This window comes from Streptomyces sp. NBC_01351, from assembly GCF_036237315.1.
Lineage (GTDB): Bacteria > Actinomycetota > Actinomycetes > Streptomycetales > Streptomycetaceae > Streptomyces.
In genome coordinates this window covers 58,968-76,573 of sequence record NZ_CP108356.1, presented here as the reverse complement: position 1 = coordinate 76,573, position 17,606 = coordinate 58,968, and the positions used below count along the sequence as shown (strand labels likewise).

Annotated in this window: 17 protein-coding genes and 1 pseudogene; 6 read left to right on the top strand and 12 right to left on the bottom strand. The window is 69.3% G+C overall.

The window, feature by feature from the left end:
* Positions 1-4 precede the first annotated feature (4 nt).
* Together OG625_RS00430 and OG625_RS00425 are read left to right on the top strand one after the other, a co-directional pair.
* Positions 5-760, top strand: coding sequence for a TetR/AcrR family transcriptional regulator C-terminal domain-containing protein (locus OG625_RS00430; protein WP_329375793.1), 756 nt, complete (start codon positions 5-7; stop codon positions 758-760).
* Entirely contained in the window at positions 757-1,632 is an 876-nt protein-coding gene (locus OG625_RS00425; RefSeq protein WP_329375791.1) for an alpha/beta fold hydrolase, read from the top strand. The genes OG625_RS00430 and OG625_RS00425 overlap by 4 nt, the downstream gene beginning before the upstream one ends.
* Before the next feature lie 473 nt (positions 1,633-2,105).
* On the opposite strand, the gene OG625_RS00420 is transcribed toward OG625_RS00425, so the two are convergent.
* Positions 2,106-3,041, bottom strand: a complete 936-nt coding sequence (locus tag OG625_RS00420) for an NADP-dependent oxidoreductase (protein ID WP_329375790.1) — start codon at positions 3,039-3,041, stop codon at positions 2,106-2,108.
* A 338-nt stretch (positions 3,042-3,379) separates the two neighbouring features.
* Here OG625_RS00420 and OG625_RS00415 point away from each other — a divergent pair, with 338 nt between their 5' ends.
* On the top strand, positions 3,380-4,018 hold the full coding sequence (locus OG625_RS00415) for a TetR/AcrR family transcriptional regulator (RefSeq protein WP_329375788.1): 639 nt from the start codon (positions 3,380-3,382) through the stop codon (positions 4,016-4,018).
* A gap of 226 nt (positions 4,019-4,244) precedes the next feature.
* Here the strand turns inward: OG625_RS00415 and OG625_RS00410 are convergent, their stop codons facing one another.
* The 9 genes from OG625_RS00410 to OG625_RS00370 form a co-directional block, all read right to left on the bottom strand.
* Complete coding sequence (locus OG625_RS00410) at positions 4,245-4,718, bottom strand: hypothetical protein (RefSeq protein ID WP_329375786.1); 474 nt, start codon at positions 4,716-4,718, stop codon at positions 4,245-4,247.
* Positions 4,649-4,924, bottom strand: coding sequence for a hypothetical protein (locus OG625_RS00405; RefSeq protein WP_329375784.1), 276 nt, complete (start codon positions 4,922-4,924; stop codon positions 4,649-4,651). The genes OG625_RS00410 and OG625_RS00405 overlap by 70 nt, the downstream gene beginning before the upstream one ends.
* A gap of 117 nt (positions 4,925-5,041) precedes the next feature.
* A complete protein-coding gene (locus tag OG625_RS00400) occupies positions 5,042-7,237 on the bottom strand; it encodes an MMPL family transporter (protein WP_329375782.1) in 2,196 nt (731 codons plus the stop codon).
* Between the two features lie 189 nt (positions 7,238-7,426).
* Positions 7,427-8,770, bottom strand: a complete 1,344-nt coding sequence (locus tag OG625_RS00395) for an FAD-dependent oxidoreductase (RefSeq protein WP_329375780.1) — start codon at positions 8,768-8,770, stop codon at positions 7,427-7,429.
* The gene (locus OG625_RS00390) at positions 8,767-9,726 is read right to left on the bottom strand and encodes a UbiA family prenyltransferase (protein ID WP_329375778.1); all 960 of its coding nucleotides are present in this window, start codon (positions 9,724-9,726) and stop codon (positions 8,767-8,769) included. The genes OG625_RS00395 and OG625_RS00390 overlap by 4 nt, the downstream gene beginning before the upstream one ends.
* On the bottom strand, positions 9,723-10,478 hold the full coding sequence (locus OG625_RS00385) for a methyltransferase (RefSeq protein ID WP_329375777.1): 756 nt from the start codon (positions 10,476-10,478) through the stop codon (positions 9,723-9,725). The genes OG625_RS00390 and OG625_RS00385 overlap by 4 nt, the downstream gene beginning before the upstream one ends.
* A 30-nt stretch (positions 10,479-10,508) precedes the next feature.
* A complete protein-coding gene (locus OG625_RS00380) occupies positions 10,509-11,591 on the bottom strand; it encodes a polyprenyl synthetase family protein (protein WP_329375775.1) in 1,083 nt (360 codons plus the stop codon).
* A gap of 369 nt (positions 11,592-11,960) precedes the next feature.
* Positions 11,961-12,941: a hypothetical protein gene (locus tag OG625_RS00375; RefSeq protein ID WP_329375773.1), complete on the bottom strand. Its 981-nt coding sequence runs from the start codon at positions 12,939-12,941 to the stop codon at positions 11,961-11,963.
* 253 nt (positions 12,942-13,194) lie between these two features.
* Complete coding sequence (locus tag OG625_RS00370) at positions 13,195-13,845, bottom strand: TetR/AcrR family transcriptional regulator (protein ID WP_329375771.1); 651 nt, start codon at positions 13,843-13,845, stop codon at positions 13,195-13,197.
* Between the two features lie 93 nt (positions 13,846-13,938).
* Between OG625_RS00370 and OG625_RS00365 the strand changes: the two genes are divergently transcribed.
* Positions 13,939-15,387 (top strand): serine hydrolase domain-containing protein, encoded by a 1,449-nt coding sequence (locus OG625_RS00365; RefSeq protein WP_329375769.1) that lies wholly within the window; start codon positions 13,939-13,941, stop codon positions 15,385-15,387.
* Positions 15,388-15,470: 83 nt separating this feature from the next.
* Positions 15,471-15,866 (top strand): DUF3592 domain-containing protein, encoded by a 396-nt coding sequence (locus OG625_RS00360; RefSeq protein WP_329375767.1) that lies wholly within the window; start codon positions 15,471-15,473, stop codon positions 15,864-15,866.
* A 170-nt stretch (positions 15,867-16,036) separates the two neighbouring features.
* Here OG625_RS00360 and OG625_RS41310 read toward each other — a convergent pair.
* Both OG625_RS41310 and OG625_RS00355 read right to left on the bottom strand, forming a co-directional pair.
* Positions 16,037-16,294 (bottom strand): annotated as a pseudogene (locus tag OG625_RS41310) (DUF6262 family protein); the annotation flags it as partial.
* Positions 16,295-16,384: 90 nt separating this feature from the next.
* On the bottom strand, positions 16,385-16,633 hold the full coding sequence (locus OG625_RS00355) for a hypothetical protein (protein WP_329375765.1): 249 nt from the start codon (positions 16,631-16,633) through the stop codon (positions 16,385-16,387).
* 342 nt (positions 16,634-16,975) lie between these two features.
* On the opposite strand from OG625_RS00355, the gene OG625_RS00350 reads away from it, so the two are divergent.
* Positions 16,976-17,551 (top strand): hypothetical protein, encoded by a 576-nt coding sequence (locus tag OG625_RS00350; RefSeq protein WP_329375763.1) that lies wholly within the window; start codon positions 16,976-16,978, stop codon positions 17,549-17,551.
* The last annotated feature ends 55 nt before the right edge of the window (positions 17,552-17,606 follow it).

Genomic DNA, 17,606 nt, shown 5'->3' with positions numbered 1-17,606 from the left:
CGCTATGGCAACAGCCCCCGACCGTCGCCCGCCCGCGGGGCCCGCCCCGCGGCCCGCGGCCCCCGGTTCCGCCTTGTGGTGGCAGGCTCGCTACGCCGAGCGTGACCGGCGCCGGCCCCGCGCGGGCGGGCTGGCCCTCGCCCGGATCGCTGCGGGCGCGCTCGAACTGGCCGACCGCGACGGGCTGGACTCCCTCACGATGCGCAGCCTCGGGGAGTACCTCCAGGTGCGCCACACCTCCCTGTACCGCCATGTGGCGAGCCGGGAGGAACTCCTGATCGAGACCGTGGATCACATGCTCGCAGAGATACGGCTGCCTTCCCTCGACGGGGACTGGCGGGCCGGCCTGGAGCAAGGGGCGCGGGAGTTCCGCCGGGTCCTCACTGCTCACCCGGCCCTCGTGCCGGCCCTGACCAGTGGCCAGCTGCTCGGGCCCAACGCCCTGCGTGCCCGCGAGCACGCACTCGGGCAGCTCCTCGCCCAGGGGTGGGCCCCGCGCACCGCCGTGCACGTATACCTCACGGTCACCCACTTCGTGATCGGCTCGGCCGTACTCGACACCGGTGGAGCGGCCCGGACGGGCCCGCAGCGCGCGGCGATGACGGAGCTGTTCGCCAGTCTGTCCCCCCAGACCCATCCAGTGGTTCGCCGCCATGCAGACCTCCTCAACTCCCTAGACGGGACTGAGGAGTTCGCATTCGGACTGCGCGTACTGCTGATGGGGCTGGGCCACCTGCACACCGAGGAGGCCGCAGGATGAAGAGCACTCCGGTCCTGCCGCCGCTGGACCACTGGATCCGGGGCGGTACCCGCGTGCCGGTCGGCGCCCATGAGGTCTTCGTACGCCAGGACGGTCCTGCGGACGGGGCACCCGTGACCCTGCTCCACGGTTTTCCCACCTCCTCCCACGACTGGGCGGCGGTCGTTCCCTCCCTCACCGCGGCCGGACTGCGCGTTACCACCCTGGACTTTCTCGGCTTCGGGGAGAGCGACAAGCCGCGCCAGCACACGTACTCGGTGCTCGACCAGGCCACGCTGGTCGAGGAGGTGTGGCGGCGCACCGGCACCGGACGCACCGCCCTGGTGGCCCACGACTACGGCGTCAGCGTTGGGCAGGAGCTGCTCGCCCGGGATCCGTCACGTGTCACCCGCATGGCCTGGCTCAACGGCGGGCTCTACCCTGACCTGCACCGCCCGGTACTGACCCAACGCCTGCTGCACGGGCCGCTCGGTCCGCTGATCGCCCCCCTGACCACGCGCCGCCGGTTCGGCGCGGCCCTGCGCGGTGTGCTGGGGCGGGAGCTCTGCGATGCGGATGTACGGGAGTTGTGGGCGGCGGCGTCCCGGGCGGGCGGCCACCGGCGCGCGCCGCGGCTGCTGCGCTACATCGACGAGCGCAGCCGCCATGCCGGGCGGTGGACGGCCGCCCTGGAGGAGTACCCCGGCCCCGTGCTCTTCGTATGGGGGCCGGCCGACCCCGTCAGCGGTGCTCACGTGCTGGCGCGGATCCGCACGAGGATGCCGCGGGCCTCGGTCATCGAGCTCGCCGGACCGCCCGCAGTCGGGCACTATCCGCAGCTGGAAGATGCGCCGGCTGTCGCCGACGCACTGAGGTCCTTCCTGGCGTCCTGAGGCCAGGGGGCGTGGCGCTCTCGGTCCGCGAGGGCCCTGCCGCAGGGCGCGACGTGGTGTCCTTTGCCCGCTCCTGTGGTGATCAACGGGTCGTGCGGAACGAGCGAATGACATGCTTGGTCAGAACGCCGACGCGATCTGTTCGTCGTGGAATGAAGACTCGGGACGCGGCGTGCCCGTCGTGGTGATGGATCCTCCGCCAAGTCCCAGGATTCGTGTCCTACTACTGGGATGACGCCGGGGATGGCGTGATGGTCTCTACCAGCGTTTTCGTTCCGGCGTTCGGGCACCAGGGTCCTGCCGAATGCCGAAAGCCGCGTACGGCAGAACGGCGGGCTCTCGCAGGGGTGCGTTCTTACGACGGCTTGCTCGGCTGCGCGGGCGAGAACGGGGACGCATGTCGCCGACGGCGGGGGGAGAGGGGTGGCCGCCGACCGTGGGGCGGTCAGTGGCCACCGCGACCGTGGGCGCGGTCAGGCGCGGACGCCGATGACGGTCTTGCCGCGGGCGCCGCCCCGCTCCACCTTCTGCAGGGCCTCGGGGGCCTCGTCGAGCGGGAAGACCGTCTCGACGATCGGCCGGAGGTGCCCGGACTCCACCAGGCCGGCGAGGCGGGCCAGCTGCTCACCGTGCGGGCGCATGAAGAAGCTGCGTGCCTCGACGTTCCACTGGGCCTTCTTGGCCTCGGCGTCCGCGATGGCAACGATCGAGACCAGCGTGCCGCCGGTCTTGAGTACGCCGAACGACCGCTCCTGGGTCTCGCCGCCGATGGTGTCCAGGACGACATCGACGTCGGAGACGACCTCGTCGAACTTCTCGGCCCGGTAGTCGATCACTCGGTCGGCACCGAGCTCGAGGACCAGTTCCACGCTGCCGGCGCTGGCGGTGGCCACGACCTCGGCGCCGAGCTGCTTGGCGATCTGGACCGCGGCGGAGCCCACGCCGCCGGCGGCGCCGTGGATGAGCAGGCGGGTTCCGGCCCGAACGTCGGCCTGCTCGGTCAGGGCCTGCAGGGCGGTCAGCGCGACCAGGGGCAGCGAGGCGGCCTCTTCGAACGTCAGCCCGGACGGCTTGGCGGCGACCAGCGACTGGTCCACGGCAACGTACTCGGCGAAGGCGCCGCCCATGCGGGGGTCGACGCGGGAGAAGACCTCGTCGCCCACCGCGAAGCGGGTGACCTCGCCGCCGACCTCGGTCACCACACCGGCGAGCTCGTTGCCGATCACCAGCGGCTCGGTCGGCTCACCCGCGCTCAGGAAGCCTTTGACGATCAGGTGATCCACCGGATTGACCCCGGCCGCGCGGACCTCGATGAGCACGTCGTGGGGGCCGACGGCGGGGACGGGCACGTCGGTGACCCGCACGACATCGCGGACCTGGCCGTACTGGGTGATGACTGCTGCCTTCATCGGGAGCTCCTTGATCAAATCTGTGCCGGGCCGCCGAGCAGCCCGGCTGTGTGCGAGGGAGGGAGGGTAGGGGGCGTGCGGTGCGCGCACCGGTGTGCTGGTGTGCGGTGGGATCAGGCGGTGGTGGCGGGGCTGCGGTCGGCCGCTGCCCCTCTCCAGGATTTCGAGCAGGACCTTGGCCTCTGGGCGCCCTGGAGCACCACGGTGCCGTCGATCTCACAGGTGGGCCCGGCTACGCCTAGGGGTTCCGGACTGTTCGTTCCATAACGTAGCCCATTCTGGAACGAGCGGTCAAGTAAATGCTGCCCCGGCCGCCGACCTTCGCTACCGTGGGGTGCATGGCGAGACCACGCACGTTCGACGAAGAAGCGATCCTGGACCGGGCGATGATCCTGTTCTGGCGTAAGGGCTACGAGGCGACCGCGATGAGCGACCTCGTGGCGGAGCTTGGACTGGGCCGCGGATCGATCTACGCGGCGTTCGGGGACAAGCACCAGCTGTTCATCCGGGCCCTCGGCCGCTACCTGGACCACCAGACCCGGCTGCTCGACACCGCGCTCGACGACGAGGGGCCGGCGCTCGCCCGGCTGCGGGACGTCCTGGGCCGGCTCCTCGCCGCTGACGCGGCGCCCGGCAGCGCCGGGTGCTTCAGCGTCAACAGCATCGCCGAGCTGCTGCCGCACGACGAGGAGGTCGCGAAGCTGGCCCGGCGGAACCTCCGGTACGCCGAGGAGGCATTCACGGCGCAATTGGAGAGGGCCGCGCGGGACGGGGAGCTCGCCCCGGCCGTCACCCCGCTGCAGGGCGCGCGGCTGCTGCTCAACCTGGTCCAGGGCCTGCAGATCATGCGCAAGGTCGACCCCGACCCGGCCCACGCCGCAGCCTGCCTGGACTCCACCTTCGCCCTCCTGGGCCGGCCGCTGGACACCACCGCGGCACCGGGCGACGGCCCGGTCATGGCCTCGACGGCGCCCTAGCCGCCCCGGCCCGACGTCGATGTGCCCATGCTTCTGCCCCGCGGGCGGCACGGGTTGTCTCGGTGAAGGGATCGAAGGCGCCGGAGTGGATGTCTCCGGCCTGGAGGATCAGGATCGTCGGGTTCTGCCTGCCTCCGGCCAGAGCGTGCCGCAGGGTCCAGGGCTCGTGCGTCCTTGGGCGTCAGCTGTACCAGTTGGGGTGTGCCGAGCCCCAGGTAGCGCAGCGTCAGGTGGATGGCCGTGTGGCGGTGTTCGCCGGCGAGGACACGACGGTGGAGTAGGCCGCGCAACGTCCACGGAGGAAGCCGTTGCCGCTGTCGCAGAAGCCCCTGCCGGGTCCGCCGGGTCCGCCGCCTCCGTAGGCGTACGGGGTGCCGATCCGGGCATCTGCCCGGCGCAGTGCCTGCGAGCCGGCCCCGCTGCCGCCGACGTTCAGCAGGGGCGCGCCCTCGTAGTCCGTCATCAGGTCGATGATGTTGATGACGTACCAGTAGGTCTGGCCCTTGGCGAAGGACTTGGGCGGGACGCCGCCGTAGTCGAGGACGGCGCCCCAGCCGGCGTTGTAGCCCGCGAGCGCGAGACGCCGGACGTTGCCGCCGAGCAGGGAGCACATGTAGCGGCCCTGGGCGATCACGGCGTCGCCGACGTCGAACGGATCGGCGCGCCCGTTGCGTCGGCGTCGTTGCGGTACTTCGCCCATATTCCGTCCACGAACTGCGCCGGGCCCTTGGCGCTGGCGTACGAGATGGTGCTGCGGGAGGTGCTGAAGCCGCTCTCCTGCTGGAGTTGGGCGGCCATCAGCGCGGGCGTCAGCTCGGGGTGGTCCTTGCACTCGGCGACGGCCTTGAGGATCCACGGCTCGAACTCCGGCGGCACGCCGCGCAGGCTGCTCGCGGCAGCCGCCAAGTCGGTTCCCACCTCGGTGATCAGTCCGGCGATCAGGGCTGCAACGGCCCGACAATGGCCAGGGTCTGTGCTGTCGTGTGTCGGTGGGCCGGCCCCGGACATCCCCGCAGGGCTGAATCAAGGTGGCTCGTGCCGTACGGGAACCAACCAGGCCTCTTCCACTTCCGCTACGTGAGCTTCGGCCGGGCCGAAGGAAGCGGTGGCGAGCTTTCGCCGGCGTGCGGGCGTCCACCAGTTGGTGGGGCCGAGGGCTGCCATGGCGGCGGGGACGAGGATGCCGCGTACGAAAATGGCATCGACCAGGGCGCCGATGGCGATGCCGAGGCCGGTGAACTTGAGGAGGCTGACGTCTGAGGTGCCCATGGCTACGGCGGACAGGGCGAGGGCAGCGGCAGCGCTGCTGACCAGTCGGCCGGTGCGGGCGATGCCGTCGATGATGGCGGTGCGGTTGCTGCCGGTGCGGTCGTATTCCTCGCGGATTCGGCCGAGTAGGAAGATCTCGTAGTCGATGGACAGGGCGAGGGTGACGAAGAGGGTGAACAGGAGCATGGGGGTGTCGAGGGTTCCTGTCATGGTGAATTCACCGAGCAGGGTGCGGGCGTGGCCGTCTTGGAAGAGGACTACCAGGATTCCGAGGCTGGCTCCCAGGCTGGCCACGGCGACCAGGAGGGCTTTGAGCGGGGCGATGATCGTGCGGGTGTAGGCAGTGAGGAGGGACAGGAGTACGCAGGTAAGGAGGAGGAGACACAGGGGCATGGTGGTGCGGACGGCCGTGATGGTGTCGGCGACCTCTGCGGCCCTGCCTCCCACCAGAACAGCCCCGGGCGCCGTTGTGGCGCGCACGGCCCGTACGACAGCTGCCGACTGCTCGGTGCCGGGGTCGACGGCGGAGGCGACCAGGAGCACGGCGGAAGTGTCGGGGCGGCCGGTGCTGCTGGGTCCGTTTGCGGGCTGGGCAGGGCGCACGAGGCGGACCTCGATGACGTCGGGGACGCGGGCCAGCCGTTCTGTGTAGGCGGGCAGACCTCGGGCGGTGTCAGGGCCGGTGACGACCAGGGTCAGCAGCCGTTCAGGCGGGGCGGTGAAAGCGTCCCTGACGTGCTGGGCGGCGGCCGCCGCCGGGGCGGAGGGCGGCAGAGTGCGCTCGTCCGCCAGGCCGAGCCGGGCGTGGCCGAGCGGCAGGGCGAGCACGGCTAGCAGGACGGCCGCCAGAGCGGTGGTGAGCACGGGACGTGCGGTGACCGCGCGGGCGGTGGACCGCCAGAACCTGCTGCCGTTCTCGTGCTGAGTGCGCCGCCAACGGGACAAGGGGTCGAAGGCGTAGGCGTGCGGGCCGAGCAGCCTCAGGAGAGCGGGCAGCACCAGCAGGGCGACAGCCGCGGACAGGATCCCGACGATCATGCCCGCCATGGACAGGGCGCGCAGTACCGGTACGGGCACCACCAGCGCGGCCGCCAGGCAGGTGGTGATCGCGGCGGCGGAGAAGACGATGGACCGCCTGGTGGAGCGCAGCGCGGTGGACAGCGCCTGCTGGGCGCTGTCGCCACGTGCGCGCTGCTCCCGTACGCGGGCCAGGAGGAACAGGCTGTAGTCGACGGCGAGTCCCGCGCCGATCGCCGAGGCGGCGTTGACCGCTGCCCAGGAGACTTCGGTGACCTGGGCGAGCAGTCCCAGCACAGGGATGGTGCAGCCGACTGCCAGCCCGGCCATCAGGACCGGCAGGAGGGCGGCTACGAGAGAGCCATAGGCGAAGACCAGCAGCAGGAACAGCACGGGAGCCGTCATCAGCTCTGCCCGCATGAGGTCGCGTGCGCTCGTAGCGTCGATTTCCTCATTGGCGGCAGCCGGACCGCTGGCTTCCACCCGCAGGCCGCCGGCCGCGGTCCGGGCGGCTTCGATCAGACGGGAGACATCAGGCGGGGGCTGCCCGTCCGACGGCTTCTTCAAACGGGCGGAGACCAACATGGTCTGCCCATCGCGGGAGCGCAGCCATGCGTTGTCGTGCGCGGTGGCGGTCCATACGCCGGCCACTTCGTGATTGCCGGCCAGGGCTGCGGCCACAGCCTCGACGCCGTCCTCCAGAGGCGGCTGCGCCGGGTGTGCTCCTGCGCGGGATAGGGCGAGGAACAGGTCCGGGGAGGGAACACCCAGCCGCTCGGCCTGCCGCTGGGCATGCGCTGCTTCTATCCCGGTGGCCACCGAGCCGCCGGTGGCCAGCTGCCCCAGCGCAGCAGGCGCCAGGACACCGGCGCACACCGCGGCCAGCATGGCCAGGACCACGATCAGCCAGGCTCGTCGCCTCGACGCATCCATCCGCGCCCCCTCTGGTATGTCACAGGCCCTGTCCAACGATCACGGCGTGGCCTGGTACCTGCCGGCGTTCTGCCGCTGCTGCGCCGGCCCGTCCGGACGGGCCGGCGCAGCAGCGGCAGGCGGGTACTACGGAGCATGAACCGTCGGTGCGATGGCGGTCGGGTGATACCGCAGCCCCGGGGGTTCCGGCTACTCGGCAGGCCCTGTCATAGACCCCTGACGTCGCAGTGCGCTGAGGAGAACCCGTGGGCGAATGAGCGCGGTCGGCCGGTCGATCAGGCCTGCGACGCGCATCAGGGCATTCGTGGCGGCGGGGTCGTTCACCGCCGCGTGGTGCAGCCGGGTCACGTACGCGTTGCCCATGCGTGCGGTGAGCCCACGGCGCCCTTTCATTCCGGTGTATTTGAGGTCGCTCGTCGTGGAGCTGAACCACGGGTTGTCGATGATCCGCCCGACGTCACGCATGAACGCGATGGTGCTTGGCGTGCCGCGCGACAGGTGCTGGTGCAGCTCCAACACTTCCATGGCGGCGACGGTCATGCCCTGGCTGTAGTTCGGGTTGAGGCTGCACACTGCGTCGCCGAGCACGAGGAACCGCTCGGGAAGGCGGGGAAGCCGTTCGTAGTGTCGGCGCACGCTCGCCGGGAAGCGGAAGCAGACCGGGTCGCTCAGCGGCTCGGCGTGCCGAATCTGCTCGTGGATGTCAGCGACGGGCAGAGACTTGGCGAACGCGAGGAATCCGTCGTCGCCGGTGGGCGGATGGTCGCCTAGGATGCCGGTCAGCGACAGGATGCACGTTTCGCGGTCGACCTGACCGAAGAACGCCCCGCGCGGGAACTGGCGTGATGCGATGCAGTTGATGAATTGTGTGCCGTTGAGCATGTCCGGGCGGCTTCGGTAGAGCCGTGTGGTGTAGGCCAGACCGATCGCCATCCGCTTCTCGACCGGTCGCCGGTAGCCCAGCTCCTCCAGCCATACCGGCGCGCGCGACCCGCGGCCGGTGGCATCGACGAGCAGATCGGCGTGGAGATCGAACGCGTCTTCGGCATCTGCCGCCGTCGAACGCAGCCGGACACCGGTCACCCGCCTGGCGTCCGGTGTGGACAGAAAGCCGAGAGGCTCGGTCCGCTCCCAGAACGTGACGTTGGGCAGTGCGGCGACCTGCTCGCGGAAGTACTCCTCCAGCACCGGGCGCTGCGCCGTAATCGACCGCAGACCGGTCCGTGTGGACCGAAACGGCCGGGCGTTGAAGTACCAACGCTGCTCGCCTAGATCCCCCACCGGCAGTTGTGCGCGCCGCATGTCCCCAAGCAGGTCAGGAAAAAGCTTCTCCAGGATGAGGCAGCCGCGGGCGTGCAGTCCGTGGGCATGACCGGCATGAGGAGTCCCGCGCCTCAGCCCACTCACGCTGACTACCTGGTCGCGGTCCACGACGATGACCTCACGGTAGAACTCTGAAAGCACCCTGGCCGCTAACGTCCCCGCGATGCTGCCTCCGAGCACGACAGCCCGGTCCCCGACGCCCTTGTTCATGACGCCGGCCCCGCAAGGAGCGCGGCGGCCAGACCGAGGAACCCGAGGTCGATGGAGATCAGCACCAGGAACCGGGCCTTGCGCAACTCGCGGCGGTACACCCCGTAGTACAGCTGGCCGAGTTGCAGCGCCACCGCTGGAGCACTGAGCACGATGAATCCTGCATCCAGCCGTGTCGTGGTGAACAGTAGAACAAGCAGCACCGCATTGACCGCGACCAGCACATGAAGCACGACGGCGAACCACAGGGGCGGCATGATGACGGCAAGGGTTTTCCGGGAGACGGCAGCGTCTCCCGCCCGGTCGGAGGCGTTTCCGTACGACACCACCAGGAGCAGCCACAGCCCGAACAACGCACTCATGAGGAGCGTCTCGCGGCTTACGGTTCCGGCGGCGAACCAGTAGGGCATCAGCACGGTGCAGACACCGGTGAAGAAGATCGTCGATTCGAGCCCCAGAGGCCGGTAGCTCAGCCTGATTCCGCAGGAGTACTGGACAGCGAGAGCCGGCACACCGAACGCGGCCACCAGGGCCGGTAAGGGAACCTGCCAGTCCAGAACGCCGGCGGAAAGCAGGAGCGTGAGCATTCCGCCGATCCACGCCACCACGGCGAACCCGATCGCCTCCGGCGAGGTCAGCGCACCGGTGAGCAGTGGTTTCCTTACCATCGTCACCAGTGGCCGGCCCGCGTAGTTACGGGCGTCACTGCCGTTCAGGAACCCGCTCACGTCGTCGGCTGCTGACGCGCTCCACTGGATGGCCAGCGTGCCGACCAGCATGAAAGTCATGGCGAGCAGCGTGCCGCCGCTGAGGAAACCATCCGATCGCAGGAGCAGCAGCCCCAGGGCCCAGCCATAGACGTAGTGGTACACCCGGGCCTTGGCGAGCCTGAGGTAGCTGACGATTTTGGGCCGGGGCCTGATCGAGGCGGCGACCGGCGTTTGCGTGGCGGTCACGCGCTACTCCGCTCATCGCGGACGCCGGCGGCTTCAAGCAGTTGGAACGTCACGGGAACGTCACCGGCCCGGCGGGTCGTTTGTTCCCGCTCCGTGAGCCGCACACCGCACCGGGAGGCCAGGGAGTTCAGGCGGCCGGCGTCACCGAGGCTGTTGAACCCCAGGAACAAGCGACCCGACTCGGTCAGCCGGGCCAGGCCCTCGCGCAAGTACCGCTGGTGCGCGGCGTAGCCACGATCGAAGATCGCGTGCTGCATGGGGCGTGTGTAGACGAACTCGTCTGGAGCGCAGATCACGTTGGAGTTCCAGAACACCACGTCGAACTGTTCCCCGGGCGCCAAGGCGTCGTACAGATCGCTGTGCAGCACGCGCATCCGGCCGGACACACCGTGGCGGGCGGCGTTCAGCTCGGTGTTGCGCACGGCCTCGGGGTTGATGTCCACCGCAGTGACCTGTGAACACCCTGCCAGCGCCGCCCTCACCGCGGTCACGCCGGCCCCGCAGCCCACCTCCAGAAAGCTTCCCCCTACGGGAAACGGCAGCCACTCGGTGAACAGCCGGGTGGAGTCGGTATGGACCGGAGCGAACACCTGGGGGATGAGATGCCACCGCAACCCCAGCATCTCGAATTCCTGCGGCTTCCTTCCTCCGTCGTGGCGGTCCACCAGCTGCAGGCCGACGTCGAAACGAGCGTCACCACCTGGCGCAGCAGCGGTGGGGGCGACGTGTGAGGGGGCATACCGACTTGCCATGACAGTTCCTTGCTCGGGGTGATGGCCTGTTCAGCGGTCGCGGCGGGTGGCCATGTCGGCCAGACGTCTCAGAGAGGCGGCCGCGCCAGCCGGGAAAGGAAAGCTGTCGAGAACAGCCAGGGCATGCTCCCGGCGTTCGGCGATCATGTCCTCGACGGCATCCCGCGCTCCGGTGGCGACGATGATGTCGCGGATGTCCTGGGCGTCGGCAAGGTCGAGATGGGCGTTCCCAATCAGGGCGCGCAGAGCCGCGGCCTGGACCGAGTCGGCACGTTGCCTGGCAACGGCCAGCAGCACGGTGTGCTTGCCGTCACGCAGATCGTCGAGATCGGATTTACCGGTGGTCCCCGGGTCGCCGAAGACTCCGAGCAGGTCATCGCGGAGCTGGAAGGCTTCACCGAGCGGAACGCCGTATGCGCTGCATGCGGACAACATGCCCTGATCGGCGCCCGCAAGGTGGGCACCGGCCAGCAAGGGATACTCCACCGTGTAACGGGCGGTCTTGCCACGTCCGATGGCCAGCGCCTCCTCGACAGCGATGTGCGAGCTGCCCGTCGCGAGAAGATCCAGGTACTGGCCGGTCATCGCCTGCATGCGCATGGCGTCCAGCAGCGTCCGTAGCGATTCTGCCCGAGGGGTTGCCAGCTCGGCGACGTGCAGCAGGTCATAGGACCAGCACAGTGCGAGGTCCCCCAGCAGGATCGCCGTGTTCACCCCCAACCGCTCAGCCGCGGGGTGCCGGCCGTGGCTTCCGGCCAGCAGGCGGTGCACCGTCGGACGGCCCCGCCGGATGTCGCTGCCGTCCATCACATCGTCATGGATCAACGCGCCGGCGTGGAAGAGTTCCAACGCGGCACCCAGATGAGTCACCGCGATGGTGCTTCCGTGCCCACCCGCGGCTTGCCAGCCGTAGTAGCACAGCAGCGGGCGAAGCCGCTTGCCGCCCGAAAGGAATGTCCCCAGCAGCCTCACGAACATCGCGATTTCAGGACCGACGGATGCCTGCTCCTTGTCGGCGAGGAACTCAGAAAGTAACCGATCGACCGCCGAACAGTCCTGCGGCGGCGCGGGTGCATCCGCTCGTACGGCGCCGTCGGACGTCAAGAGCGACATGCAGATCCTCCAGGTGGGCGGCCGAAAGTCCGGGCACGGGCGTGGGGCCCGCACTGCGGGACCGGGACTACAACGAACCGCGCGTTGCGAGGTCACCACCAAGCGGGAACAGCCGTGTGCTCGTGCGGCAGTCCCACGACGGAGCCCTCGCCCGGACCGCCTGTGTCCGTGCTGCCTTGAACCGGTGTCTCAAGGGGTCTTACGGCTGACCCTGGGCACCGGACGTGCCCGGGACCGGCTCGACGGAGCCAGAGGCTTTCGAGCTTCGCTACTGGTGACAGCGGAGACGACAGGATGTGGCCTGAGGCCGGTGGCGCCACCGGGCCTCTTCTCCGAGATCCAAGAGCGTGGGGGCGGGCGTGGCTGCGGTCAGTACCCGCCGAAGCTGAAGCCGCCTGTGAAACCGCCTGTTCCGCCGGTGCCGGTGCCACCGATCGGGGGGCGGGATGAGCTGCGGCTTGGCGGGGGTGATGTGAAGGTGCGGTAGTCCTCGGAGAACAGTTCCCGCCACCAGCTCTCGAAGCTCACGCCTTCCAGCTCGCGCTCCGTCTGGCTGATCGCTGCACTGTCCCATTGCAGCTGGATCGGTTTCAGGGCTTTGAGCGCGTGGCGCAGACCCGCCAGGCCGACAGGTGGATTCACCTGCGGCGAAGTCGGAGCGAGGCTGTCGTCGGCGGGTACGTCGTGTCGGAAGATGTACGCGGTCGGCTGGCCGTTCGTTGCCACCGACGACCAGCCCCAGATGGGCCGTTCGGCGAGCTCGGCCCTGCGGCGGCGGGCCTGGGCTTCCTGCCGTGCGTGTTCGGCGGCTTTGTCCTTCTCGGCCTGGATCGCTTGCCAGATCTCCCGGCGGACCGGCTTGTAGGCCTCACTGGCCTCCTGCATGACCCGCTCGTAGCGCTGCCGGGTCTTCTCCCAGCCGCGTAGGGCGCGGTGGGTGGCGAGGTGCCTCCACCGCGCGATGGAGCTGGCGCGACGGTGGGCGGCAACCAGCTCGGCGCTGATGTCGTCCACGGCGGTGGCATAGGCAAGGGCGGCTTCGACCCAGCGGCGGCAGGTCTGCGCCGTGCACGGCACGAGGCAGCTTTCCCGCCAGGTCGGAAAGGGGGCACCCGCCGTGTCGAACAGGAACCTCAGGGATGCGTCACCCGGCCGGGGAGTCCGCACCAAGAACAAAGGGCCTACGTGTACGCCGTCTGCGCGCCATGCGTCGAGGGACCATGGGAGCTCGTGTTCCAGGACGTGAACTTTGCCGCCCGTGGGGCCGACCAGTTCAGCAGCTTCCTGCTGGGGCAGCGACGCCTTGTAGGTGGAGAGGTACGGCAGTACCAAGCGACTCATCGGCTCCACCCCCCGTTCCCGTGCTCCCATGGTGCCGTCGTACCCGCTCGCCAGGCAACGTCTCCGCACCGCCTGTTGCTCGTATGCCGCGGGATCAAGCGATAAGCGGCGGCACTGCTTGCCACGCCTATCGCGCTGCGCTGGCCGCCGGGACGCTGCGCAGTTCAGACAGCTGATGGGACAAAGGAGTTGGTGACACCAACCGAACTTTGCGCGCTGCTGGTGACAGGCAGGGCGCCGATCTTGATCGGCCTGGGCGGGCCTACGTCGGGCGCTCGCCGGGGGGCCGACGGCGGAGGCGGCATTCGCCGGAGAAGACGGTCGCGAGGTGGTCGGCGAGGGCGGCGAGGGCTGCGGCGGGCGGCATCCCGGCAGGGTCGGCGTAGAGGTGGGCGGAGAGGCCCTCGGTGTACGCGGCGATACGTGCCGCCTCTCGCGCCGAGTCGGTCTCCGGGGCGACCTCGCCGCACTCCTTGGCATTGGTGACCGCCTGTGCCAGAAGGGCGCGAGTGCGGTTCAGGGCGGCGACCTTGACCTCGCTGAGCCGGGGGTCGTCGGCCGAGCGGCCGGTGAAGGCGAGGGCGACCCGCCATTCCTGCCGGCGCTCGTCGTCCAGCGGCATGCTCTCCGACAGTGCGTCGAGGACGATGTGCTCGATGCGTGTGCCGATGGATTCGGAGCGCGCGACCAGGGCGGTCACGCGGTGCTCGATCCGCTCTAGGACGTGGCTGTAGGTGAACAGCAGCATCTCGTCCTTGTTGCGGAAGTAGTGCTGGACGAGCCCGACGGAAATCGCCGCCTCCGCGGCGGTCTTGGCGACGGTCACACCGTTCAGGCCCTCGGCGGCGATGAGCCGCCGGACCGCGGCGGCGACTTGGTGGCGGCGTTCGTCATGGTCGGCAACACGAGGCATGGCTTAACCATATAGCCGTACGGTAACGTCATAACCGTACAGCCGTATGGTTATGGAGGTGGGGGCGTGCGACGTCTGCGTGTGGTGGGTCTGATGACCCTGTTATTCCTGGGAGTTGTACGACCCGCCAGTGCGGCCGACCGAGCCCAGGGCGACTTCGCCCAGGTCGATGCGTACGTACAAGAGCAGAGGGAGCGCACGCGCACGCCCGGTCTGGCGTACGCCGTCATCAGTGGCGACCAGGTGGTGCATCAGCGCACGTGGGGACGGGACGGGAACGGGACACCTGTCACGCCCCGGACCCCGTTCCTCATCGGCTCGGTGTCCAAGCCGGTCACCGCCATGGCTGTCATGCAGCTGGCCGAGGAAGGCAAGGTCGCCCTGGACGGGCCAGTGCGTGAGCGCCTGCCCTGGTTCTCGCCCTCGGGTGACGGTGGCGAGCGCATCACCGTGCGTCAACTGCTTACCCACACCAGCGGGATCTCCGAGCGCGAGGGCTATCTCAGATCCGACCGCTACGACAACGAGCCCGGCGGCATCCTGCGACTGGCGCGCAGTCTGGCCGATGTCAGGCTTATCGCGCTGCCAGGCGAACGACACGAGTACAGCGACGCCAACTACATGCTGCTCGCCGCCGTGGTCGAGCAGGTCACCGGGCGGCCCTTCGGCGACCACCTGCGCGATTCCGTCCTCCAACCGCTGGGCATGACAGGGGCGATCACTGATGCCCGGACCGCCGAGAACGCGGGCCTGGCCCCCGGCCACCGGTACTTCTTCGGCCGGCCGCAGGCGTACGCCCCACCCTTCGACACCTCCGGGGTGCCGTACGGATACCTCGGCGTGAGCCTGGAGGACCTGAGCCGCTTCGCCATCGCACAACTCGGCGGCCCGCAGACCGTGATGTCCCAGGACGCGATACGCCAGATGCATACGGGGACCGTGCCCGTGCGCGACGCCCACCGGTACGGCCTCGGCTGGCGCGACGACGCCTTCGACGACCTGGGCGTGCGCACCGTCTGGCACGCCGGCGCGACCCCCGGCTACCACAGCATCCTGATCCTCGCGCCCGAGAAGAAGCTCGCAGTGGTCGTGGAGCAGAACGTCTACGGCACCCAGAACGACGAGCTGCTGGGCGCCACAGCTTTTGGGGCGCTGCGCCTCTTGCTCGGCGCCGAGCCGCAACCAGCCGATGAGGACCCGCTGTTCGGCTGTCTGCTGACCGCGCTGGCCGCCGTCACCGCCGTGCTGGGAGCAGGGGTCGTCCGGTCCCTGTTCCGCCTGGTCCGGCCGCCCAGCGTACAAAGGAAGAAGAGCAGGATCCGAGCTCTCACGGGAGGCGTAACCGCGGTGGCGGCCTGTCTGCTGCTGGCCACTACGGCCTATGCCGTGCTTCCAGGCCAGGTCGCGACCGACCTGCGCCAGGTTCTGCTCTTCGCGCCCGACGCCGGGCGGCTGATCATCGCGGTATCCGCACTCGCCCTCGCCCTTGCGGTGCTTCGTGCCGCGGTCACCATCCGTTCGGTGAGTCACCGCACGAGGTAGGCGCCCAGGGAGCAGCCGCCTCTTGTGTCCCTGCTGGGCGTACGCGATGATCTGGGCTTTCCATCGGTCGGGGGGCGATGTCGGTGACCTTGTTGATCACCATGTCTGTGCTGGTCGGGCTTTTGATTTTCGGGATCTCGTTGGGTATCTACGTTCACTCCAGCCCGCTGTTGAAGCGGGGCGTGCGAACCTCTGCCGTCTGTGTGAATGTGGGTCAGGTCGCGGCAGGTTCGATGTTGCTGCTGGAGTACACGCCCCAGGGCGGTCCCGCGCGGCAGTACACGGTGGGCCCCTTCGTGTTCCCGCCCGTGCGGGTCGGGGGCCGCCTCGATGTGATCTACGATCCGAAGCGCCCGCAGGAGGTGAGCCTCCCGGAGCGCCTTCCCAAGAGTACGCGCGGGCTGGTCATCAGCATGGCCGTATCCGGCGCGGTGCTCGCGGCGTGCGCGGTGCGGATCGTGGTTGCCGTACAGGGCTGAGTCCGAAGGTGCCGAGGCCGCCTGCCCGAGTTCGCCGGGGCTCGGCCCGGGCGGCGGCCGAATGTGGCGTGACGATCGCTATTCTGCTGTTCCAGGTCCTGGATCCGTTGGACGAGATCGGCCTGCGCGACGTTGTCGATCTCCGCACCCAGCGCGAGTTGGACGCGGTGCTTCAAGGCGTCGCGCTCGCGTCTGAGCTCTTGGATCTCTTCGCGAGCGAGGGCAAGGTCGGTGTGCAGGCTGGCGGGCGTGGCCCGTTCAGGTCGGGGCATGGCGGTTGCTTCCCTGCCATGTTGGGCCTGGTCGCTCATTGCATTGTGGATCGCGGACTTGATGGCGGGTGTGTTGTAGACGAACCAGGTAGACACGCCGGCTTCGCGCGCCACCCTGGCGAAGGAAATGCGTTGTCCGGCGCTGAGCAGGTCCACGGGTGGCGCCCCGCGTGCGAGCGGTCTTGGTGGCGCTGTCCGCTGCGCGGCCCCGGCGCAGGCGGGCCCGCGCGGGCGTCACGAGAGGATTCAGTGCTGGTCACGTGCGCTCCGGATGGTCAGCCCTTCCACGGGGATGAAGGCGGCGGCCGAGCGTGCCTTGCGTAGTGCTCGCGCGGCGTTCTCGACGGCGGCTCGCTCCAGCTCGGGAAGGTCTTCGAGGGCGCGCTGCATCTGTTTGAGCGCCTTGTTGTAGCCGGCGATCTGGTCGTCGAAGTTGCGGATGACCCAGTCGGCGGCGCCCATGGCAAAGGCTGCTTCTTGAAGATCGGATCCCACGATCCGATCTTCAAGAGATGTCCACAAACGGGGGCAAACCCCATTACGAGGTTCACCCCGACGCGGACCCCGTAGACGTCGGCGGCTCGCCGGGGGCCAGGGGGCGTCGGACCGTGATGTGGAAGAGTGAATCGGCCCGCACGCGGCCGTTCGCCACCACAGTCCGTCGCTCCCGGCGGCATCTTGTACCGACCGGTAATTCCAGCCAATCATTGCCATGTCCCTGACAGGCTCCTGACAGTTCAGGGCGGCTGTGGGACCCTCCCGGCACGCACTCCGCACCCTCTGAGAGGCTCAGCGCCTCGCCCACCCCCACCAGTACGCGGCATGGAGGAGCGAACCATGAGGCCCATCACACCCATCACACCCATCACACCCAGAAGTCACACGGGGCACAGCACCCGCAGGACCCGCATCTCACGCATCGCCGGGATCGCGACGCTGGTCGTTGCGGCGGCCTTCGCCGGTACGGGCACTGCCCTCGCGTACGACCCCGGCGCCTCGGCGGCCGACCAGAAGGTCGACGGCGTGATGGTGGTCGCCGGCAACAGCTGCAGCTGGACCAACGCGAGCACCAGCGCCGCTGCCCCGGAGGCCCTCACCGTTGACCGCACCACGATCAACGCGCCCGGAGGAAACCTGGCCTGTGGCGGCGGCATCGCCGCCACCCTCAACAACAACCCCGCCTTCACCTTCGACGACGCCGCCGGCACGGCGCGGACGGATCTGATCGACATCACCGGCAGGCAGAGCTTCATCTCCTGCCGCTACAAGGCGACGAACATCGTGTGGGACCGCGACGGGGCGAGCCGGAAGTACATCAACCGGGCATTCACCGCCGCCAAGGCCTCGGGCAGTTTCCTGTGTCCGGGCTCGGTCACCACTCCGGCCGGGGACGCGTCCATGCTGTTCCGCTGAGCCGGCCGTCCCTCACGACGCCGCCTCCTGGGCCGGTTTCCGGCGGCACGCGCCC